This window comes from Rhizobium sp. RSm-3, assembly GCF_001854685.1.
GTDB lineage: Bacteria > Pseudomonadota > Alphaproteobacteria > Rhizobiales > Rhizobiaceae > Rhizobium > Rhizobium ecuadorense.
Window position 1 is genome coordinate 143697 of record NZ_MAWZ01000002.1, and the last position, 17645, is coordinate 161341.

A 17645-nucleotide genomic window follows, 5' to 3' on the forward strand; every position below is an offset into this window, starting at 1 on the left:
CCTTCCTGCATTCATGGATGTTGAATTCAGGAAGAATACGATACCCAGGTAAGAGCTACTGCCCCTCAGTAAAGTCTGCCCGTGCATCACCTGTAGTTGAGATAATTGATGATTTCCGCCTTTGACTATCGAAAGTCCCCGTTTCGATATTCGCCATCAACCGTCTCGCAATTTTTGTAGCTCTTCGCGTCTAAGACGTATATCCCAAGATTTCGGGATCGGAGGCATCGAGGAGAGGAAGAGTGGGAATGAACAACGCCCCGGCAATTCCCTTTCATGCCGGACCGGAGCTGAGCCGGGCCATCAACCGCACCGATTTTTTCCGGCTGCTGAAGTCGGCAGCACAGCACTACAACTTCGATAATTTCGCGCTTGCCCGCATTTCAGAGGCTTCTGCTCCTTTCGGGGAACGCGATATCGTCATCACCAATGTCGCCGAGCGGCGCGTCGGCCTTTTCATCACGTCGTTGAAGGAAGCGCTCGGGACCGTCCGGGCAAAGTCCGCCCAGTTTCTGGCAACGCCGGTTCATGGCAAGAGCGCACGGCCGGAAGATTTTCGCTCCGATCTGGTTTTCAACGAGTTTCTGAGCGGGGTCTTTCTGTTCATCCCGCTGTTCACCCCGGAAGGGCGGCGCTATTGCCTCGTGCTCAGCGGCGAACGTCAGGAGCCGGATCAGAGCGAGATCGCCGACATGCTTCTCGACGCCATGCGGATTTTCGACAAGCTTTATGAGGAAATCCTGACACCGGAAATGTCCGGACGGCTGACCCAGCGCGAGCAGGAAATCGTCAAATGGACGAGCGAAGGCAAGACGTCGGCTGAGATCGCCATCATCCTCGGTCTTTCCGAGCATACGGTCAATTCGCATATCACTGCGGCCGCGCGCAAGCTCGACGCCGTGAACCGCGTTCATATGGTGGCGATCGCGTTGCGGAACGGCTTGGTCACGTGAAGCGGGTTTCGGGATTGGGGAAGTTAAGTCGATGACCACCGAAACTGTGCGAAAGAATGCCGTGAAGGTTCTCTTCGTCGACGACGAATTCATCGAATTCCGGGCGCTCAAGAAGAAGATCGCCGATCTCTCCGAGCCGGCCGTCGAGGTTGAATATTCGCCATCGATCGGTGATGCGCTGGAAAAGATCCGCTTGGCGCGTTTCGATCTCATCCTGCTCGACAATCGCCTTCTGCCGAACGCCGATTTCCGCGAAACCGTGCCGGAACTGCGCGGCATCGGCTACACCGGCCCGATCGGCGTCGTCTCGACCGACATCTCGGGCGGCTATTTCCAGGAATTCCCGGATTACGGCGTCGATTTCCGCATCGGCAAGGACGAAATCGACGCCCAGACGCTGCAGCACATCATCCGCGAATATGTCACCTATGACGTCCCGGATTTCTGGAAGGACGATTACAGCATCTGAAAGGAACGCTTGCCGTAGCTCAGGCGACGGGAAGGCGGATGAGGAAGCGGCTTCCGCTTTCATCCGAATGTTCGAGGCTGAGATCGCCGCCAAGCGCTGTCAGAAACTCCTGCGCCGTCGTCAATCCGAGGCCGGCGCCCGGCAGCGTTCCCGCCTTCGGCAATTTCCAGAACGGTTCGAAGATCCGCTCCCGGTAAGCCGGATCGATACCCGTCCCGTTGTCTGAAATCCGGATGAACCAATCCGCCCCCATTCGCTCCGCCGCAATAGCCACATGCAGCGGCGCTTCGCTGCGCCAGGTCAGCGCATTGGTCAGCAGATGCCGCAGCACCAGGCCGAGCAGGGCGGGGTCGGTCCGGATGGAGGGCTGACCCTGGCTTTCCAGCGTCGCATCGCCGACCGCGGTTTCGTCGATCAGCTCGCCCCAGATATTCTCGGCCAGCGCCTGCAGATCGACCTCTTCGGACGTCACCTGAGGTGTTCCGCCGGCAAGGTTCATCAATGCCTTGGTGAGGCGCTGCGCGGTTTGCGCCTTTTCCATGATCATCCGCAGGCTCTGAAGCTGTTCGCCGTCGAGCGTTTCCTGGAGATCGTCGAGCAATAGCTCGGCATACATGGCGATATGGCGCAGCGGCGATTGCAGGTCGTGCGAGGCGGTGGCGAGAAAACGCTTGATGCGCTCCTCACTGCTATCGTTCTCTTCCGGTCGTCTCGTCGGGTTTGATGGCATCTGGCGGTTCCCCCGATCTCTGCTACAGCGCCGCGCATCCTGTTCAGACACGCCAACGACGCTGTAATCCTTTGAATCGCTGCAGGATTTTATCTCTGCAGTCATCGACAATAGAAAGAGGGCGCCGGCTCTGCAACCGGCGCCCTGTTCAAGCATGCGTCAACACGCGGATTTTAGCTCGCCGACTTGCGCGGGCGACCCTGTTCCGGCGGGATGATTTCGATGGCGCCCTCGGTTGCCGATGCCGCCTTGGCGTGACGGCGGCGCCAGTCGCCGAGGAAGAGCAGGATCGGGGCTGCGATGAAGATCGACGAGGCGCCGGCCACGAGAATGCCGAAGACCATCGGGATCGCGAAACTCGACACCGCGCTGCCGCCCCAGATCGCCATCGGCACCAGAGCGAGGAAGGCTGTCGCATTGGTGTAGAGGCTTCGCGCCAGGGTCTCGTTGATCGACTTGTCGATGATTTCGCGCAGCGGCATCGACTTATAGAGCCGCATATTTTCGCGCATGCGGTCATAGACGACGACCTTGTCGTTCACCGAGTAACCGACGAGCGTCAGGATGGCGGCGATGGCTGTCAGGTTGAAGTCGAGGCCGGTGATCGCGAAGAAGCCGATCGCCTTGGTGACGTCGAGCACCAGTGTGACAATAGCGCCGACGGCAAACGGCCATTCGAACCGCACCCAGATATAGATCAGCATCGCCAGGCTGGCGATCACCACCGACAGAATGCCGGCCGAGGCAAGCTCGCCGCTGACCTTCGGGCCGATGACGTCGGTGCCTTCGACGGTGGCGGTCGGATCGATCTTGGCGACTTCGGCCTTAAGCTTGGTTACTGCTGCGGTCTGCGCCTCTTCGCCGCCTTCCTGCCGCTGAGCGCGAACGAGAATGCTGCTTTTGTCGCCGAAGGACTGCAGGGTGATTTCGCCGAGGCCGAGACTATCAAGACCTTCGCGGAACTTCGCAAGATCGGCCACCCCTTGGGTCTTGACGGACATCTGGATGCCGCCGCGGAAATCGACGCCGTAGTTGAGACCGGGGTGAATGAAGAGCACGACGGAGGCGATCGAAAGCAGCGCCGAAACGGTGACGCCGAAGAAGCGCGCCTTCATGAACTCGATGTGCTTGTCATAGGGGCTGAACGGGATCAACGGCCGGATGTTCAGCACCTTGAACTTACGGCGGCGGGTGATCTCGATCATCGCGACGCGCACGAAGGCGACGGAGGTGAACATCGAGATGATCAGGCCGAGCGCCATGGTCACTGCAAAGCCGCGAACCGGCCCGGAACCGAAGAAGAACAGGATGGCCGCAGCGATCAGGGCCGTCATGTTGCCGTCGATGATGGTCGAATAGGCACGATTGAAGCCCGTATCGATGGCGGCAAAGGCGCCCTTGCCCTTGCGGGTCTCTTCACGAATACGCTCGTTGATGAGGACGTTCGCATCGACCGCAAGGCCGATGCCGAGAACGACACCGGCAATACCCGGCAGCGTCAGCGTCGCACCGACCAGCGTCAGCGCCGAGAAGGTCAGGATCGTGTGGATCAGCAGCGCCACATTCGCCAGGATGCCCCAGGTGCCGTAGAGCACGAAGATGAAGAGAGCGACGAGGGCAAAGCCGACGACGCCGGAATAAATGCCCATCTTGATGGCGTCGGCGCCAAGGTCGGCGCCGACAGTGCGTTCCTCGATGACGGTCAGCTTGGCAGGCAGGGCGCCGGCGCGCAGCATGGCGGCAAGCGTCGTCGCGCTGTCGGCCGTGAAGCTGCCGGAGATCTGGCCGGAGCCGCCGGTGATCGGCTCGCGGATATTGGGTGCGCTCAGCACCTTGTCGTCGAGGACGATGGCGAAGGGATTGCCGACATTTTGGCGGGTGATTTCGGCAAAGCGGCTGGCGCCGGCGCTGTCGAAGCGGAAGCTCACGATCGGCTCATGCGTGTTCTGATCGAAGCTGACGCGGGCATCCGAAAGCCGGTCGCCGGAGAGTTCGACACGGTCGAGAACAGCATAGGACCGGCCTTCATCGTCCTGCATCATGGTGATGCCCGGGCCGGGCTGGTTGTTCGGCGCCACCATGTGGAACGACATCTTCGCCGTGGAGCCGAGAAGTTGGCGCAGCCGTGTCGGATCCTGTGCGCCGGGCAACTGCACGAGCACCCGGTTGGCGCCGATGCGCTGGATCGTCGGCTCGGAGACGCCGACCTGGTCGACGCGCTGGCGGATGACTTCCAGGCTCTGCTGGACGGCATTGTCGACATTGGCGGAGATGCCGGCCTTGGAGAAGCCGACGGTGATGGTGGCTCCGTTCGCCGTGACATCAAGATCCGCCTGGCCGGCGCTGAGGCCGGTGCTGATCGGGTTGGCGAGCGTCTTGAGGTCGGTGACGGCGGCATCGCTCTGCGTGGCATCGGCGAGCGTCACGACGATCTGGTTCTGGCTGCGGACGACGGCCTTCGGCTGGATGCCCTTTTCGCGCAGCACGCGGCGCGCGTCCTGAAGCAGCGATTGCAGCCGCTCCTTGGTCAGATCGGCTTCGTCGACTTCCAGAACGAGATGCGAGCCGCCGCGAAGGTCGAGGCCGAGCGACACCTGTTCATGCGGCAGCCATGCCGGCACGCGCTGAAGGACGGATTGCGGCAGGGCGTTCGGCAGAGCGATCAATAGGCCGAGTACGATGATCACCGAATAGGTGAACACCAGCCATGGTGAAGTACGCATGTTGTATTCCTTAGATAATCGGGGGCCGGCGCCTGGGCGCTGGCGGCATGTCGTCAGATGTCGGAAGCGCCTTGGCGCAAACGTCAGGCAGCAGCCGGCGGTGCGCGCGGCTGATGGGTCCTGGAGACCGCGGCATGAAACGGCGCTTCAAATGCCGGAAAGGCGGCTGAAATGGTCCAGCCGGCGAAATCGAGGGTCGGGGCAGTTGCCAGAGCCGGCGATCCGCCGTCATAGGCTGCCTGCTTCGGCGCAAGCCTGCGCTCGGTGGAAAGCACGCCGCGCACGGCATCGCGCGCGGTCAGCTGCGGCGGTTGCGGATCCCGGCCGGAGGAGGAAAGCGTATTGACGGCGGCGGCCGGCGAGATCACCAGATTGCCACCGAAAAGCAGGCCGATATAGGCAAGGATGGCGACGAGGAGGGAGGCGGCGACACGGTTCGTCAGACGGTGCTGCTCCAGCCCCATCTTCTCCGTCCCGGCGATGTCACTCCCGTATCGGCTCAAAAGCGCGCCAATCTCTCATTGTCTTTGCGGCGGAGGCTCATCCGTCGAAATAAGTGTATCAGGCCCATGCCCGTCTTCATAGGGCACACCCTCATGATGCACTTGGGCGAGCCGGTCAACCATACCCAGCGCAATTTCACGCTCGCCCATGATGACGGTGTCGGCGCCATATTGCTTCAATTCATCGACCTCGGCATCGGAATGGGCGCGCGCGACGATGAGGATCGACGGATTGACACTGCGCGCCTGCTCGGCGATGCGGCATGCTTCGAATGCGTTCGGGATGGCGATGGCAAGGCTGCGGGCGCCGGAGAGATTGGCAAGATCGAGCGTTTCCCTCGCCACCGCATTGCCCATGAACGCCTCGATGCCCAGCGCCTTCAGTTCGCCGATACGCTTGTCGGAATCCTCGATGACCAGGAACGGCGTGCCTGATGATTTGAGGTTCTGCCCGACGATCCGGCCGACCCGGCCGTAACCGATGAGAATGGCATGGCCGCTGAGGGCGGTCGGATGCACGTCGTCATCCTCGAGCGCCGCGGTCTCCTGGGTGATGGTCGCATCTGCAGAGGGCGCAGCGGGCTCGGCTGCGCTTTCCTCGCGCTTTCCTTCGAAATACGGCCGCATGCGGTCGCAGAGGAAAAACAGCAGCGGATTGAGGATGATCGAGATGATGGCGCCGGCAAGGATCAGATCGCGGCCTTCCTCCGGCAGCAGCCCGAGTTCGACCCCGAGGGCGGCAAGGATGAAGGAGAATTCGCCGATCTGGCCGAGGCTGGCCGAAATCGTCAGCGCCGTGCCGAGCGGTTTCTTGAAGGCGAGCACGATCAGCAGGGCGGCGACGGATTTGCCGATGACGATGATGAAGATGGTGGCGAGGATCAGCAGCGGCTTGTCGATCAGGATGTTCGGATCGAACAGCATGCCGACCGAGACGAAGAAAAGCACGGCGAAAGCGTCGCGTAGCGGCAGGCTTTCCTGGGCGGCGCGATGGCTGAGTTCGCTTTCCGCAAGCACCATGCCGGCAAAGAAGGCGCCGAGCGCCAGCGACACGCCGAAGAGCTTGGCCGCCCCGAAGGCGACGCCGAGCGCGATCGCCAGCACGCCGAGCCGGAAGAGTTCGCGTGATCCGGTATGGGCGATGCGGTGCATCGTCCAGGGAATGAGCTTGCGGCCGAAGACCAGCATCAGCGCCACGAACAGCGCCACCTTCACCAGCGTCATGGCGATCATGCCGCCGATGCCGAGATCGAGGCCGAACAGCCGGTTCAACCCGGCCGAGAGCGGTTCGACAGGCGCGTGCCCCTCACCGCCGATGCTGGCTGCGGCCGGGATCAGCACCAGCGCCAGCACCATGGCGAGATCCTCGACGATCAGCCAGCCGACGGCGATGCGGCCGCGCTCCGTCTCGACCAGGCGCCGCTCCTGCAGCGCCTTCAACAGCACCACGGTCGAAGCGACCGAAAGCGCCAGGCCGAACACCAGGCTGCCGCCGGTCGGCCAGCCCAGGAAGGCGCCAAGCCCCCAGCCGAGCAGGGTCGCAAAGGCGATCTGGGCGATCGCGCCGGGCACGGCAATTCCGCGCACCGACAGCAGGTCTTTCAGCGAGAAATGCAGCCCGACGCCGAACATCAGCAGGATGACGCCGATTTCGGCAAGCTCCGGTGCCAGGCTCTGATCCGCCACGTAACCCGGCGTATGCGGTCCCACCAGCACGCCGGCAATCAGATAGCCCACCAGCGGCGGCATGCGCAGCCGATGGGCAAAAGCGCCGAAGATGAAAGCCAGCACGAGGCCGCCGACGATTGTCGAAATCAAGGGCGTATCGTGCGGCATTGCTGTCTCCCGATCTGGAAATCCTGTTTGTAATGTGACATATATGGTCTATGTCGACCAATATGGGCAAGTTATAATCATGGGTCAAGGCGCAAGGGAAACAATTCTGACCCCGGCTCTCTGCCGGGCGGCGCGCGGCCTGCTCGACTGGACCCAGACCGATCTTGCCGAAAGGGCCGCCGTCTCGCGCAGCACCATCCGCGATTATGAGGGACGTCACCACGATATCCACCGCGCGACGGAGGCGCAGCTGCGCCTCGCCTTCGAGGAAGGCGGCGTCAGATTTGTCGAGATCGAAGGGGCTGGCACCGGCCTCTGCCTGCCCATGAGATAGTTCTTTGAACCGGAATCGCTTGGCTCAGGGCGCCAGGCAGGCGGCGGAGACCCTGTAGACGGAGAGCGACTTGCCCCGGTAATAGCCTTCCGTCGGCTGCCAGGTCTTCAGCATTTCGGGCGTCTCGGCGGCGCAGGTGAGGGACCCGTCCGTCAGGAAAAGCACCTTGCTGGTGATGTCGGCGGGTAGAGCGAATTCCTGTTCGTAATAGCTCTCGGGAAGGCCGGCGGGCGCCCGCGCATAGATCCTGTAGGATGCATCGCGCAGCGTATAGAAAAGATCGGCGACCATGTCGCGATTGTTGGTGACGATGATGTCGGTGCCGGCCTGAGCGGCGAGTGCGGCGGCCTCGCGGCTGACCTCGGCGCGGCCGAGATAGCGTTTCATCAACGTGTCCCCGTTCGGCAGCAGCAATTGCTGCGGAAAGATCGTCGCCAGCGGAAAGAGCAGGCTGGCGATGCCATTGATGGTGAGCGACAGTCTCAGGCCCTTCGGCCACATCCGATAAAGCAGCCAGACGGCAAGGATGGTGCCGGCGACATAGGCGGTCACGGCCCAGTTGGCATAGGCCTTGGCGACCGTTGCCTGCAGCGTGATCAGCACGACCACCGGCATCGACAGCCAGACCAGCATCTTTTCCCGATCGTCGCTCCTGCCCTTGATCATGCGATAGACTGCCCAGAGCATGGCAAAGAAGATGATCGGCCCGACGACGCCGAATTGCGCGGAGAAGAATTCAAGGCCGCGACGGAGATTGATGCCGAGGTCGCTCCAATGGGCGATGTCCTGCGTATGCCGCACCGTCGTATTGTTGTGCTGCAGGTTCCACCAGAGGTTCGGCAGGGCGACGACCGCCGCAACCGCGACTGCGATGATGAAATCCCGGATGGCGATGCGCGCCGCCGGAATGAGGAGGAGGGCAAGTGCACCGCCCGGAACCACGAACAGCACGGCATATTTCGTCAGGAAGGCGAGGCCGACGCCGAGGCCCATGACCAGCGCCAGCCCGACCGAGCGCCGCTGCGTCAAGCCGAAATAGGCAAGCAAGGTGATCGCGATGAAAAACAGCAGGATCACGTCGGTCGAGAAAAACACCGAGGAAAGCGCCACACCCGGGAGGGTGATATAGGTCGCGCCCGTCCAGCCTTCGATCGCCGGGCCGACGAAACGCTTTGCGACCTTCATCAAAACCAGTGCCGCCGCCATGTGGATCAGCGGTCCGGAGAGCCTGATCCAGTAGATGGCGTTGGAGCCGGAAAGCTCGGTCACGCCACGGATCACCCAGGCGATCATCGGCGGCTTGGAATAATAGCCGAGATCGAGATTCTGCGCCCAGAACCAGTACTGCGCCTCATCGACGAACAGGTCCGTCCGATCGAAAAGCAGCGTGACGACGCGCCAGAGCGTGAAGCCGAGAACAATGAGGAGACCGGATCTGGGGGACATGAACCAAGTGTTCCGCTGACATGAAAGGCGCCAGTGCGATACACCAAAGGTGCCGGGCTGCCAACGGGCAGGTGAGGGTTTTAGAACACCCGCAGCGCGCGGAGATCGCGGTTTGCAGCGAGAAAATCCAGGCGGGCGACGGCGGCAAGCAGCGTCATTGCAATCAAGCAGGCACCCAATCCGAGAACAATCATTGCTCTGTCCTTGTCGACGTCATGTCTTGGTTATCGCCCGGCCTATAACACGGAGCTTGCGTGTGCCTTGTAGCAGCCGTGCAACTCCGCCGCAGTATTTGCTGTGGGCGGCCTTGAATTGCGTCAAAAGCCGGCACTGCGAAGGGCTTATTAACCTTCAAGCAAGGAATTAACCATAAACATTGGTTTACACGTCGGAATGGGAAGATGAACTCGTTCCCACCAGGCATGACGCCGTCCCGCCGTACCGGGTTGATCCGGTATCCATCTCTTCAGACAGCTCCGAAACATAGCTGATCAGGGGGCTTCGACCCGCCGGTTGCAACTGGCGGTGAGGACCGTCTCGACGCGTTGCTTCGTCCGGATGCTGCGAAAGTTTTGAACCAGGCATTCGCCTGGATAGTGGGTTGGGGACAAGCGTTGAGGCAGGACATGCCATCAGATCAGGCTCGTGGAGCGCAGGCAGGCAGCTTGCGCGACCGTCTGCGCTTTGCCGGTCTCGATGCCGACCAATGCGAGCTGGTGCGCCGCAACCGGCCGGCCCTCGAAGCGCATCTGAAGGCAGGTCTGCGCGATCTCTTCCACAGGTTCCAGTCATTCCCGGACGCGGCGCGCAATTTCGACAGCGAGCGCCAGGTCGAGCGCCTGCATGATCTGCAGTCCTCGCATTGGGACGTGCTGACGGACGCGCGGTTCGACAGCCTCTATGCCGAACGCGTCAAGGTTTTGTCCGACACCGAAAGCAAGATCGGCCTCGACCCGCGCTGGCACGTGGCCGGCCATGGCGTCATGCTCGAGCATGTCGTTTCCGGTCTCGCCGAAGAAATTGCCGGCCGTCCGCTGCTGCCGTCGGCCAAGCGTCGCACCCGCGAAATCTCCGATCTGATGACGGCGATCATCCGCATCGTCATGGTCGATGTGGAAATCGCCGTCTCGCTGCGCTTCAACGCCCAGCGCGCCGCTGAGAGCCGCGCGCTCGCCGAACAGCGCGCCGACAACGAGGCCGAGATCGTGAGAATCTTTGGCGATGTCGTCGAAGGCCTTTCCGCCCGCGACCTGACGCGGCGCGCCCCCGTCGACGGCGCCCATGCCGCGATCGCCGCCGCGCTGAACGGCGCATTGGATGGGCTCCAGGCCGAGTTCACCGCCATCACCGAGCGCACACTGAAGGCTGAAGCGGCGACGGGTTCGCTTGCCGGCCTGTCCCGGCAGTTCGCCGGCACGGCGTCCGGCCAGGCCGACCGGCTGCAGCTTTCCGCCGCCGCCCTTGCCGGCATCGCCGGCAGTGTGCGCGACGGCGCCGCCGACAGCCGCGCCGCCGAACAGGCCGCCGCCTCGACGCGCGCCGCCGTCGAGGAAAGCGGCGAGGTCGTCGGCCGCGCGATCAGCGCCATGGCCGATATCGAACAGTCGGCCGAAAAGATCGGCCAGATCATCGGTGCGATCGACGAGATCGCCTTCCAGACCAATCTCTTGGCGCTGAACGCCGGCATCGAGGCCGCCCGCGCCGGCGATTCCGGCCGCGGTTTTGCCGTCGTCGCCCAGGAGGTCCGCGCGCTGGCCCAGCGGTCCGCCGAAGCCGCTCGCGAGATCAAGACGCTGGTGACGACGACCAAGGCGCAGGTCGACGCCGGCGTGCAGATGGTCGGCCGCACACAGGATTCGATCGGCAGCATCGTGCGCCAGGTCACCGACATCAACGCCGCCATATCAGGCATCGCCACAAGGACCGGCGAACATGCCGCCAGCCTCGACAGCGTGACGTCAGACGTCAGGGGGCTGGGCGGTGAGGTGGCGGATAGCGCCGGGCTTGCGGAGCGCTCGGCCGAAGGCGCCGACCACCTCCATACCGTCATTGTCGAGCTCGGCCAGACGATTCGCGAATTCCGCATCGCGCGGGAAAACGCCAATGCCGGTCGCCCGGCGCCTGTTCGTGTGACGCCGCCGCGCGCCATCGAAGCCGCCGCCCGTCCGGCTGTGGCCGAAGATGAATATGAAAATGATGATTTTAGCCTTCCGCGGCCCTTCGCAAGCGTCGGAGGTGGGCGGAATGTTTACTAACCTATCGGATGATTGCCTCAGCTCGTCTTCTCGAGCCGGGGACAAGGGGACAAGGAAAAGCTGATGGCAGCAAAGAAGAGTGGCAAGACGCTGGATTTGACAGCGGTGCTCGACCTCAACGAGGCTTCCGCCTTGCGCGATAAACTCCTCTCCCTCAGGGGCAGCGGTCTGTCGATAGACGCGTCCGGCGTCGAACGGATCGGCGCTCTTTGTGCCCAGGTTCTGATGTCCGCCGAGAAGACCTGGGAGCAGGACAAGCAGCCATTCACCTTTTCCAAGGTGTCCGACGCATTTCAGAAAACCATGCAGCTGGTGGGCGTCAATATTGATCACCTGCTTGCCAAGGAGATTCGGCAATGAAGAAAAAAGTTCTTACCGTGGATGATTCCCGCACCATCCGAAACATGCTTCTCGTGACGCTGAACAATGCCGGCTTCGAGACGATTCAGGCGGAAGACGGCGTCGAGGGTCTCGAAGTTCTCGAAGAGTCCAATCCTGACGTCATCGTGACCGACATCAACATGCCGCGCCTCGATGGTTTCGGCTTCATCGAAGGTGTCCGCCGCAACGAAAAATATCGGGCGATCCCGATCTTGGTCCTGACCACCGAAAGCGACGCGGAAAAGAAGAACCGCGCCCGCCAGGCCGGTGCCACGGGCTGGATCGTCAAGCCCTTCGACCCGGCCAAGCTGATCGATGCCATTGAGCGCGTAACCGCTTAAATCAGGATTTTCTCCTATGGATATGAACGAAATCAAAGAGATCTTTTTCCAGGAGTGCGAGGAACAGCTCGCCGAACTGGAATCCGGTCTTCTGAAATTGAATGATGGCGATCGCGATCCCGAAACCGTCAACGCGGTGTTCCGTGCCGTGCATTCGATCAAGGGTGGCGCCGGCGCCTTTGGCCTTGATGATCTGGTCGCCTTCGCCCATGTTTTCGAGACCACTCTCGATTGCGTTCGATCCAACAAGCTTGAGCCGACCCAGGACGTCCTGAAGGTGATGCTGAAGTCGGCCGACGTTCTCGCCGACCTGACGAATGCTGCGCGCGACGGCGGCAGCGTCGATGAAAGCCGCAGCCGCGGCCTCGTCAAGGAACTTGAGGCGCTGGCCAACGGCGAGTTGCCGTCTCCCTCGGCATTGGCCGAGGCGCCGGCACCGAAGGCCGCCGCAAAGCCCGTTCCGGCCGCTGCCGCGCCGACCCCCAAGCCGACCGACGACAGCGGCTTCCAGCCCGTCCCCTTTTCCTTCGACGATTTTGGCGGCGAGGGCGATGCGGGTTCCGGCATGCCGGCCTATGAAGTCATCTTCAAGCCGCGCTACGAACTCTATTCCAAGGGCAATGACGCCACGCTGCTGTTGCGCGATCTCTCGCGCCTCGGCGAAATGACCATCTATTGCAACAGCGATGCTCTGCCGGGCCTCGATGAACTCGATCCGGAAGGCGCTTATTTCTTCTGGAACGTCACGCTCAAGACGGACAAGGGCGAGGATGCCATTCGCACCGTCTTCGAATTCGCCGAATGGGATTGCGAACTGACGGTGAAGCCGGTCGAGGAAGCACGGGCTGAGGCGACCAGCAACGACGAACTGCCGATGGTGCCGGTTCCCTTCGATCTGTCGATCCTGGACGAATCGGGCGCAGCCGAAGACGTTTCCGGCACTGCCGCCGCCGAGACGGCTGCCGCCGTTGCCGCTGCCGAGACTGCCTCCAATGTCACGCAGCTGGCTGCAGCCGCCTCCCGCGTCGAGAAGAAGGAATCGGCAGCCGCCGCAGCGGCCGCTGCCAGCGCTGCTGCCGCCCAGAACAATGCCGCCGGCGCCGGCCAGACGATCCGCGTCGATCTCGACCGTGTCGACCGCCTGATCAACCTCGTCGGCGAACTGGTCATCAACCAGGCGATGCTGTCGCAGAGCGTCATCGAGAACGACACCACCGGCACCTCCTCGATCAATATGGGCCTCGAGGAGCTGCAGCAGCTCACCCGCGAGATCCAGGACTCGGTCATGGCGATCCGCGCCCAGCCGGTGAAGCCGGTGTTCCAGCGCATGTCGCGTATCGTCCGCGAAATCGCCGACATGACCGGCAAATCAATCCGTCTGATCACCGAAGGTGAAAACACCGAAGTCGACAAGACGGTCATCGACAAGCTGGCCGAGCCGCTGACCCACATGATCCGCAATGCCGTCGACCACGGCATCGAAACGCCGGAAAAGCGCGCAGCCGCCGGCAAGAACACCGAAGGCACGGTCCGCCTGACCGCCAAGCATCGTTCGGGACGCATCCTGATCGAGCTTGCCGATGACGGCGCCGGCATCAACCGCGAGAAGGTTCGCCAGAAGGCGATCGACAACGACCTCATCCCGGCCGATTCCAACCTGTCGGACGAGGAAATCGACAACCTGATCTTCCTGCCGGGCTTCTCGACGGCCGACAAGATCTCCGACATATCGGGTCGCGGCGTCGGCATGGACGTCGTCAAGCGTTCGATCCAGGCGCTTGGCGGCCGCATCAACATCACCTCGAAGCCGGGGCACGGCTCGGTGTTCACCATGAGCCTGCCGCTGACGCTCGCCGTCCTCGACGGCATGGTGGTCACCGTCGCCGGCCAGACGCTGGTCGTGCCGCTGACCGCGATCGTCGAAACCCTGCAGCCGGAAGCCTCCGCGATCCACTCCTTCGGTGCGAACCACCGGCTGATCTCGATCCGCAACTCTTTCTGCCCGCTGGTCGATGTCGGCCGCATCCTGAACTTCCGCGCGACCCAGGCCAACCCGGTCGAGGGCGTGGCGCTTCTGGTGGAATCCGAAGGCGGCGGCCAGCGCGCACTGATGGTCGACGCCATCCAGGGTCAGCGCCAGGTGGTCATCAAGAGCCTCGAAGCCAACTACACCCATGTGCCGGGCATTGCCGCCGCCACCATTCTCGGTGACGGGCGCGTCGCTCTCATTCTCGATGTCGACGCGGTTGTCGGCGCCTCGCGCGGCCAGTCGCTCAAAGCAGAAATGTCGTTAGCAGCGGTAGGGTAAGGGAATGTCGTACGCCGTAAAAAATCTGAACGAGGGGGATCGCGAGCTGATCGCGTTCCGCATCGGGGCTCAGGAATTTTGCGTGAACATCATGTCGGTTCGTGAGATCCGGGGCTGGACCCCGGCGACCGCGATGCCGCACTCGCCTGCCTATATGCTCGGTGTCATCAACCTGCGCGGCGCGGTGCTGCCGATCATCGACCTTGCCGCCCGGCTCGGCATGAAGCCGGCCGATCCGACTGCCCGTCATGTCATCATCGTTGCCCAGGTGCGGCGCAAGGTTGTCGGCCTGCTGGTCGACGCCGTGTCCGATATCCTGACGGTGACCGACGAAACCATCCAGCCGACGCCTGAGATCTCCTCCGACCTCGAGCGCCAATTTGCCCGCGGCATTCTCGCCATCGAGAAGCGCATGATCTGCCTGATCGAACTCGAATCCCTCTTTCACGAGACCGAAAGCGAAGCCGCATGAACGCTATGGGCGCAAAAGATCAGAGGCAGGGACCCGACGAGGTTCTGGCAAGCGGAGAATATCCGCTGACGCGCCGCGATCTCACCGAGATCGCCGCTATGATCTATTCGGATGCCGGCATCTTCCTCAACGAGACGAAGGCGTCGCTGGTCTATTCGCGCCTGTCGAAGCATATCCGCAATCTCGGCCTGTCCGGCTTCAGGGAATATTGCGACCTCGTCGCTTCGCCGGCGGGTGCCGCGCCGCGCCGCGAGATGCTGTCGCATCTGACGACCAATTTTACCCGCTTCTTCCGCGAAAACCATCATTTCGACCATCTGCGCGACCACGTCCTGCCGGAGCTTCTGCAGCGGGCGAAATCGGGCGGCAGGGTGCGCATCTGGTCGGCCGCCTCCTCCGACGGGCAGGAACCCTATTCGATCGCGCTGACCGTGCTGTCGCTGATGCCGAATGTCGCCGATTACGACTTCAGGATCCTGGCAACCGACATCGACCCGAAGATCCTGGCGATCGCCCGAGCCGGTGCCTATGACGAAAACGCGCTCGAAACCGTTTCGCCCGCCATGCGCAAGCAATGGTTCAGCGAGGTCGAGGTGCAGGGCCGCAGGAAGTTCCAGGTCGACGACCGCGTCAAGCGGCTGATCACCTACAACGAGCTGAACCTGATGGCGCAATGGCCGTTCAAGGGCAAGTTCGACGTCATCTTCTGCCGCAACGTCGTCATCTATTTCGACGAGCCGACGCAGATGAAGATCTGGCAGCGTTTCGCCGGCCTCCTGCCGGAGGGCGGCCATCTCTATATCGGCCATTCCGAGCGTGTGTCCGGCGAGGCGAAACACGTCTTCGACAACATCGGCATCACGACCTATCGCTACACCGCCAAAGGTCACGGGAGGAAGGCATGAGCGCTCCGGCAAGGGTTCTCGTCGTTGACGACTCCCCGACGATGCGGGGGCTGATTACCGCCGTCTTGAGTTCCGACCCCGAGGTCAATGTGATCGGCCAGGCCGGCGATGCGCTGGAAGCGCGCGAGGCGATCAAGCGGCTGAACCCCGACGTCGTGACGCTCGACATTGAGATGCCGAATATGAACGGCCTCGATTTCCTCGAAAAGATCATGACGCTGCGTCCGATGCCTGTGATCATGGTATCGACAATGACCCATCGCGGCGCCGAGGCGTCGCTGGCAGCGCTCGAGATCGGCGCGTTCGACTGCGTCGGCAAGCCGGCGCCGGGTGAACTGCGGCCCTTCGGCGACCTCGCCGAGAAGGTCAAGGCAGCCGCGCGCACGCAGCGCCAGTTTTCCCAGCCGGTTGCCGCCCCGGCGCCACCGCCCTCCGTCGCCGATTTCCGCGTCGGCCGCAAGATCGTCGCAATCGGCTCGTCCACAGGCGGCGTCGAGGCGCTGATCACGGTGCTGCAGAAGTTTCCGGCCAATTGCCCGCCGACCGTCATCACCCAGCATATGCCACCGACCTTTACCAAGAGCTTCGCCGAACGGCTGAACCGCCTCTGTGCGCCGGTGGTGCAGGAAGCGACCGATGGTGCTCGTCTCGAAATCGGCAAGATCTATCTGGCGCCGGGCGGCGAGCGTCATCTCCAGGTCAGCAACGCTTCGGCGCCCTGCTGCCGTCTCGTCGACCGGGCGCCGGTCAACGGTCACCGCCCATCGGTCGACGTGCTGTTCGATTCGGTCGCCGAGCTGGCGGGCCGCAACGCCGTCGGCGTCATCTTGACCGGAATGGGCCGCGATGGCGCCGCCGGATTGTTGAAAATGCGCCACGCCGGCGCCAGAACACTCGGCCAGAACGAAAAAACCTGTGTCGTTTACGGAATGCCAAGGGTTGCTCATGAACTTGGCGCCGTTGAGCAGCAGTTGCCCCTGTCTGCCATCGGTGAGGAAATATTGAAAATGACAGCCGCCCGAAAGGAAGGGACCGAATAAATGTCGATCGCGGAGAAAATCAAAGTTCTGATCGTCGACGATCAGGTAACGAGCCGGTTGCTGCTCAGCGACGCGCTGACCCAGCTCGGATTCAAGCAGATCACGTCCGCAGGCGACGGCGAACAGGGCATGAAGATCATGGCCGAGCAGCCGCACCACCTGGTGATCTCGGATTTCAACATGCCGAAGATGGATGGCATCGGCTTCCTTCAGGCCGTGCGCACCAACCCGAACACCAAGAAGGCGGCCTTCATCATCCTCACCGCCCAGGGCGACCGTGCATTGGTGCAGAAAGCAGCCCAACTCGGCGCCAACAACGTGCTCGCCAAGCCGTTCACGATCGAGAAGATGAAAGCGGCCATCGAAGCCGTGTTTGGAGCCCTGAAATGATCACTGAGGGGGCAGCCCGCCGCGTGCACATCATTCAGGGCGAGTACAAGGTTCTGAACGATCCGAATGCGGTCCTCTCGACCATTCTCGGTTCCTGCGTGGCTGCGTGCCTCAGAGACCCTGTCGCCGGTATCGGCGGCATGAACCACTTCTTGCTGCCCGGTTCGGCGACGTCGCCTACCTCAGGCGGGGATGCCACGCGTTACGGCGTGCATCTGATGGAACTGCTGATCAACGGTCTCCTGAAGCAGGGCGCCCGGCGCGACCGTCTGGAGGCCAAGATCTTCGGCGGCGCCAAGACGATCTCGACATTCTCCAATGTCGGTGAGCAGAACGCGGCCTTCGCCATGCAGTTCCTGAGGGATGAAGGCATTCCGGTGGTCGGCTCCTCCACAGGCGGCGACCACGGGCGCAAGCTCGAATATTGGCCGGTTTCCGGTCGTGCCCGGCAATATCCGCTGACCGGCGCCGAAACGCAGAGAACCGTCGCTCTCGAGCAACGCCCCGCCGCTCCGCCGAAGCCCGTCGAAACCAGTATCGAATTTTTTTGATGGCGAGG

General features: G+C 62.4%; 17 protein-coding genes. 12 read left to right on the forward strand and 5 right to left on the reverse strand.

All coding sequences use genetic code 11. The features are described 5' to 3' along the window. Positions 1 to 248 precede the first annotated feature (248 nt). The gene (locus tag BBJ66_RS03895; protein ID WP_049733116.1) at positions 249 to 953 is read left to right on the forward strand and encodes a helix-turn-helix transcriptional regulator; all 705 of its coding nucleotides are present in this window, start codon (positions 249 to 251) and stop codon (positions 951 to 953) included. Positions 954 to 984: 31 nt separating this feature from the next. Then, positions 985 to 1422 (forward strand): response regulator, encoded by a 438-nt coding sequence (locus BBJ66_RS03900; RefSeq protein ID WP_071085159.1) that lies wholly within the window; start codon positions 985 to 987, stop codon positions 1420 to 1422. A 19-nt stretch (positions 1423 to 1441) separates the two neighbouring features. Here BBJ66_RS03900 and BBJ66_RS03905 read toward each other — a convergent pair whose 3' ends face one another. From BBJ66_RS03905 to ybaL, 4 genes are all read right to left on the reverse strand, one after another. Then, the gene (locus BBJ66_RS03905; protein WP_071085161.1) at positions 1442 to 2152 is read right to left on the reverse strand and encodes a sensor histidine kinase; all 711 of its coding nucleotides are present in this window, start codon (positions 2150 to 2152) and stop codon (positions 1442 to 1444) included. Positions 2153 to 2325: 173 nt separating this feature from the next. Continuing rightward, positions 2326 to 4875: a protein translocase subunit SecD gene (gene secD / locus BBJ66_RS03910; protein WP_049733113.1), complete on the reverse strand. Its 2550-nt coding sequence runs from the start codon at positions 4873 to 4875 to the stop codon at positions 2326 to 2328. An 83-nt stretch (positions 4876 to 4958) separates the two neighbouring features. After that, entirely contained in the window at positions 4959 to 5339 is a 381-nt protein-coding gene (locus BBJ66_RS03915; RefSeq protein WP_071085163.1) for a hypothetical protein, read from the reverse strand. Between the two features lie 54 nt (positions 5340 to 5393). Continuing rightward, complete coding sequence (ybaL, locus tag BBJ66_RS03920; RefSeq protein WP_071085165.1) at positions 5394 to 7214, reverse strand: YbaL family putative K(+) efflux transporter; 1821 nt, start codon at positions 7212 to 7214, stop codon at positions 5394 to 5396. Between the two features lie 79 nt (positions 7215 to 7293). On the opposite strand from ybaL, the gene BBJ66_RS03925 reads away from it, so the two are divergent. After that, a complete protein-coding gene (locus BBJ66_RS03925; RefSeq protein ID WP_049733158.1) occupies positions 7294 to 7548 on the forward strand; it encodes a helix-turn-helix domain-containing protein in 255 nt (84 codons plus the stop codon). A gap of 24 nt (positions 7549 to 7572) precedes the next feature. Here BBJ66_RS03925 and BBJ66_RS03930 read toward each other — a convergent pair whose 3' ends face one another. Further along, positions 7573 to 8994: an ArnT family glycosyltransferase gene (locus BBJ66_RS03930; protein WP_071085166.1), complete on the reverse strand. Its 1422-nt coding sequence runs from the start codon at positions 8992 to 8994 to the stop codon at positions 7573 to 7575. A 626-nt stretch (positions 8995 to 9620) separates the two neighbouring features. Here BBJ66_RS03930 and BBJ66_RS03935 point away from each other — a divergent pair. The 9 genes from BBJ66_RS03935 to cheD all read left to right on the forward strand — a co-directional run bounded on the left by BBJ66_RS03935 (position 9621) and on the right by cheD (position 17637). Further along, positions 9621 to 11249: a globin-coupled sensor protein gene (locus BBJ66_RS03935; RefSeq protein ID WP_071085168.1), complete on the forward strand. Its 1629-nt coding sequence runs from the start codon at positions 9621 to 9623 to the stop codon at positions 11247 to 11249. A 63-nt stretch (positions 11250 to 11312) separates the two neighbouring features. Beyond that, positions 11313 to 11609 (forward strand): STAS domain-containing protein, encoded by a 297-nt coding sequence (locus tag BBJ66_RS03940; RefSeq protein ID WP_003545491.1) that lies wholly within the window; start codon positions 11313 to 11315, stop codon positions 11607 to 11609. Beyond that, positions 11606 to 11971 (forward strand): chemotaxis response regulator CheY1, encoded by a 366-nt coding sequence (cheY1, locus tag BBJ66_RS03945; protein WP_003570362.1) that lies wholly within the window; start codon positions 11606 to 11608, stop codon positions 11969 to 11971. Before BBJ66_RS03940 ends, cheY1 begins: the two co-directional genes overlap by 4 nt. A 16-nt stretch (positions 11972 to 11987) precedes the next feature. Then, a complete protein-coding gene (locus BBJ66_RS03950) occupies positions 11988 to 14279 on the forward strand; it encodes a chemotaxis protein CheA (protein ID WP_071085170.1) in 2292 nt (763 codons plus the stop codon). Between the two features lie 4 nt (positions 14280 to 14283). Beyond that, entirely contained in the window at positions 14284 to 14751 is a 468-nt protein-coding gene (locus BBJ66_RS03955; protein WP_071085172.1) for a chemotaxis protein CheW, read from the forward strand. Next, positions 14748 to 15656, forward strand: coding sequence for a protein-glutamate O-methyltransferase CheR (cheR, locus tag BBJ66_RS03960; RefSeq protein ID WP_071085174.1), 909 nt, complete (start codon positions 14748 to 14750; stop codon positions 15654 to 15656). Before BBJ66_RS03955 ends, cheR begins: the two co-directional genes overlap by 4 nt. After that, a complete protein-coding gene (cheB, locus tag BBJ66_RS03965) occupies positions 15653 to 16696 on the forward strand; it encodes a protein-glutamate O-methylesterase CheB (RefSeq protein WP_049733105.1) in 1044 nt (347 codons plus the stop codon). Before cheR ends, cheB begins: the two co-directional genes overlap by 4 nt. Further along, positions 16697 to 17086 carry a response regulator gene (locus tag BBJ66_RS03970; RefSeq protein WP_003556488.1) on the forward strand — a complete coding sequence of 130 codons (390 nt, stop codon included), beginning with the start codon at positions 16697 to 16699 and terminating at the stop codon, positions 17084 to 17086. It abuts the gene before it with no gap. Beyond that, positions 17083 to 17637: a chemoreceptor glutamine deamidase CheD gene (cheD, locus tag BBJ66_RS03975; protein ID WP_049733104.1), complete on the forward strand. Its 555-nt coding sequence runs from the start codon at positions 17083 to 17085 to the stop codon at positions 17635 to 17637. Before BBJ66_RS03970 ends, cheD begins: the two co-directional genes overlap by 4 nt. Positions 17638 to 17645 lie beyond the last annotated feature (8 nt).

Bases quoted from the DNA above. Each gene is read 5' to 3' on its own strand.
- BBJ66_RS03895 (WP_049733116.1), top strand. From the start codon at position 249: ATGAACAACGCCCCGGCAATTCCCTTTCATGCCGGACCGGAGCTGAGC.
- BBJ66_RS03900 (WP_071085159.1), top strand. From the start codon at position 985: ATGACCACCGAAACTGTGCGAAAGAATGCCGTGAAGGTTCTCTTCGTC.
- BBJ66_RS03905 (WP_071085161.1), bottom strand. From the start codon at position 2,152: ATGCCATCAAACCCGACGAGACGACCGGAAGAGAACGATAGCAGTGAG.
- secD (WP_049733113.1), bottom strand. From the start codon at position 4,875: ATGCGTACTTCACCATGGCTGGTGTTCACCTATTCGGTGATCATCGTA.
- BBJ66_RS03915 (WP_071085163.1), bottom strand. From the start codon at position 5,339: ATGGGGCTGGAGCAGCACCGTCTGACGAACCGTGTCGCCGCCTCCCTC.
- ybaL (WP_071085165.1), bottom strand. From the start codon at position 7,214: ATGCCGCACGATACGCCCTTGATTTCGACAATCGTCGGCGGCCTCGTG.
- BBJ66_RS03925 (WP_049733158.1), top strand. From the start codon at position 7,294: ATGGGTCAAGGCGCAAGGGAAACAATTCTGACCCCGGCTCTCTGCCGG.
- BBJ66_RS03930 (WP_071085166.1), bottom strand. From the start codon at position 8,994: ATGTCCCCCAGATCCGGTCTCCTCATTGTTCTCGGCTTCACGCTCTGG.
- BBJ66_RS03935 (WP_071085168.1), top strand. From the start codon at position 9,621: ATGCCATCAGATCAGGCTCGTGGAGCGCAGGCAGGCAGCTTGCGCGAC.
- BBJ66_RS03940 (WP_003545491.1), top strand. From the start codon at position 11,313: ATGGCAGCAAAGAAGAGTGGCAAGACGCTGGATTTGACAGCGGTGCTC.
- cheY1 (WP_003570362.1), top strand. From the start codon at position 11,606: ATGAAGAAAAAAGTTCTTACCGTGGATGATTCCCGCACCATCCGAAAC.
- BBJ66_RS03950 (WP_071085170.1), top strand. From the start codon at position 11,988: ATGGATATGAACGAAATCAAAGAGATCTTTTTCCAGGAGTGCGAGGAA.
- BBJ66_RS03955 (WP_071085172.1), top strand. From the start codon at position 14,284: ATGTCGTACGCCGTAAAAAATCTGAACGAGGGGGATCGCGAGCTGATC.
- cheR (WP_071085174.1), top strand. From the start codon at position 14,748: ATGAACGCTATGGGCGCAAAAGATCAGAGGCAGGGACCCGACGAGGTT.
- cheB (WP_049733105.1), top strand. From the start codon at position 15,653: ATGAGCGCTCCGGCAAGGGTTCTCGTCGTTGACGACTCCCCGACGATG.
- BBJ66_RS03970 (WP_003556488.1), top strand. From the start codon at position 16,697: ATGTCGATCGCGGAGAAAATCAAAGTTCTGATCGTCGACGATCAGGTA.
- cheD (WP_049733104.1), top strand. From the start codon at position 17,083: ATGATCACTGAGGGGGCAGCCCGCCGCGTGCACATCATTCAGGGCGAG.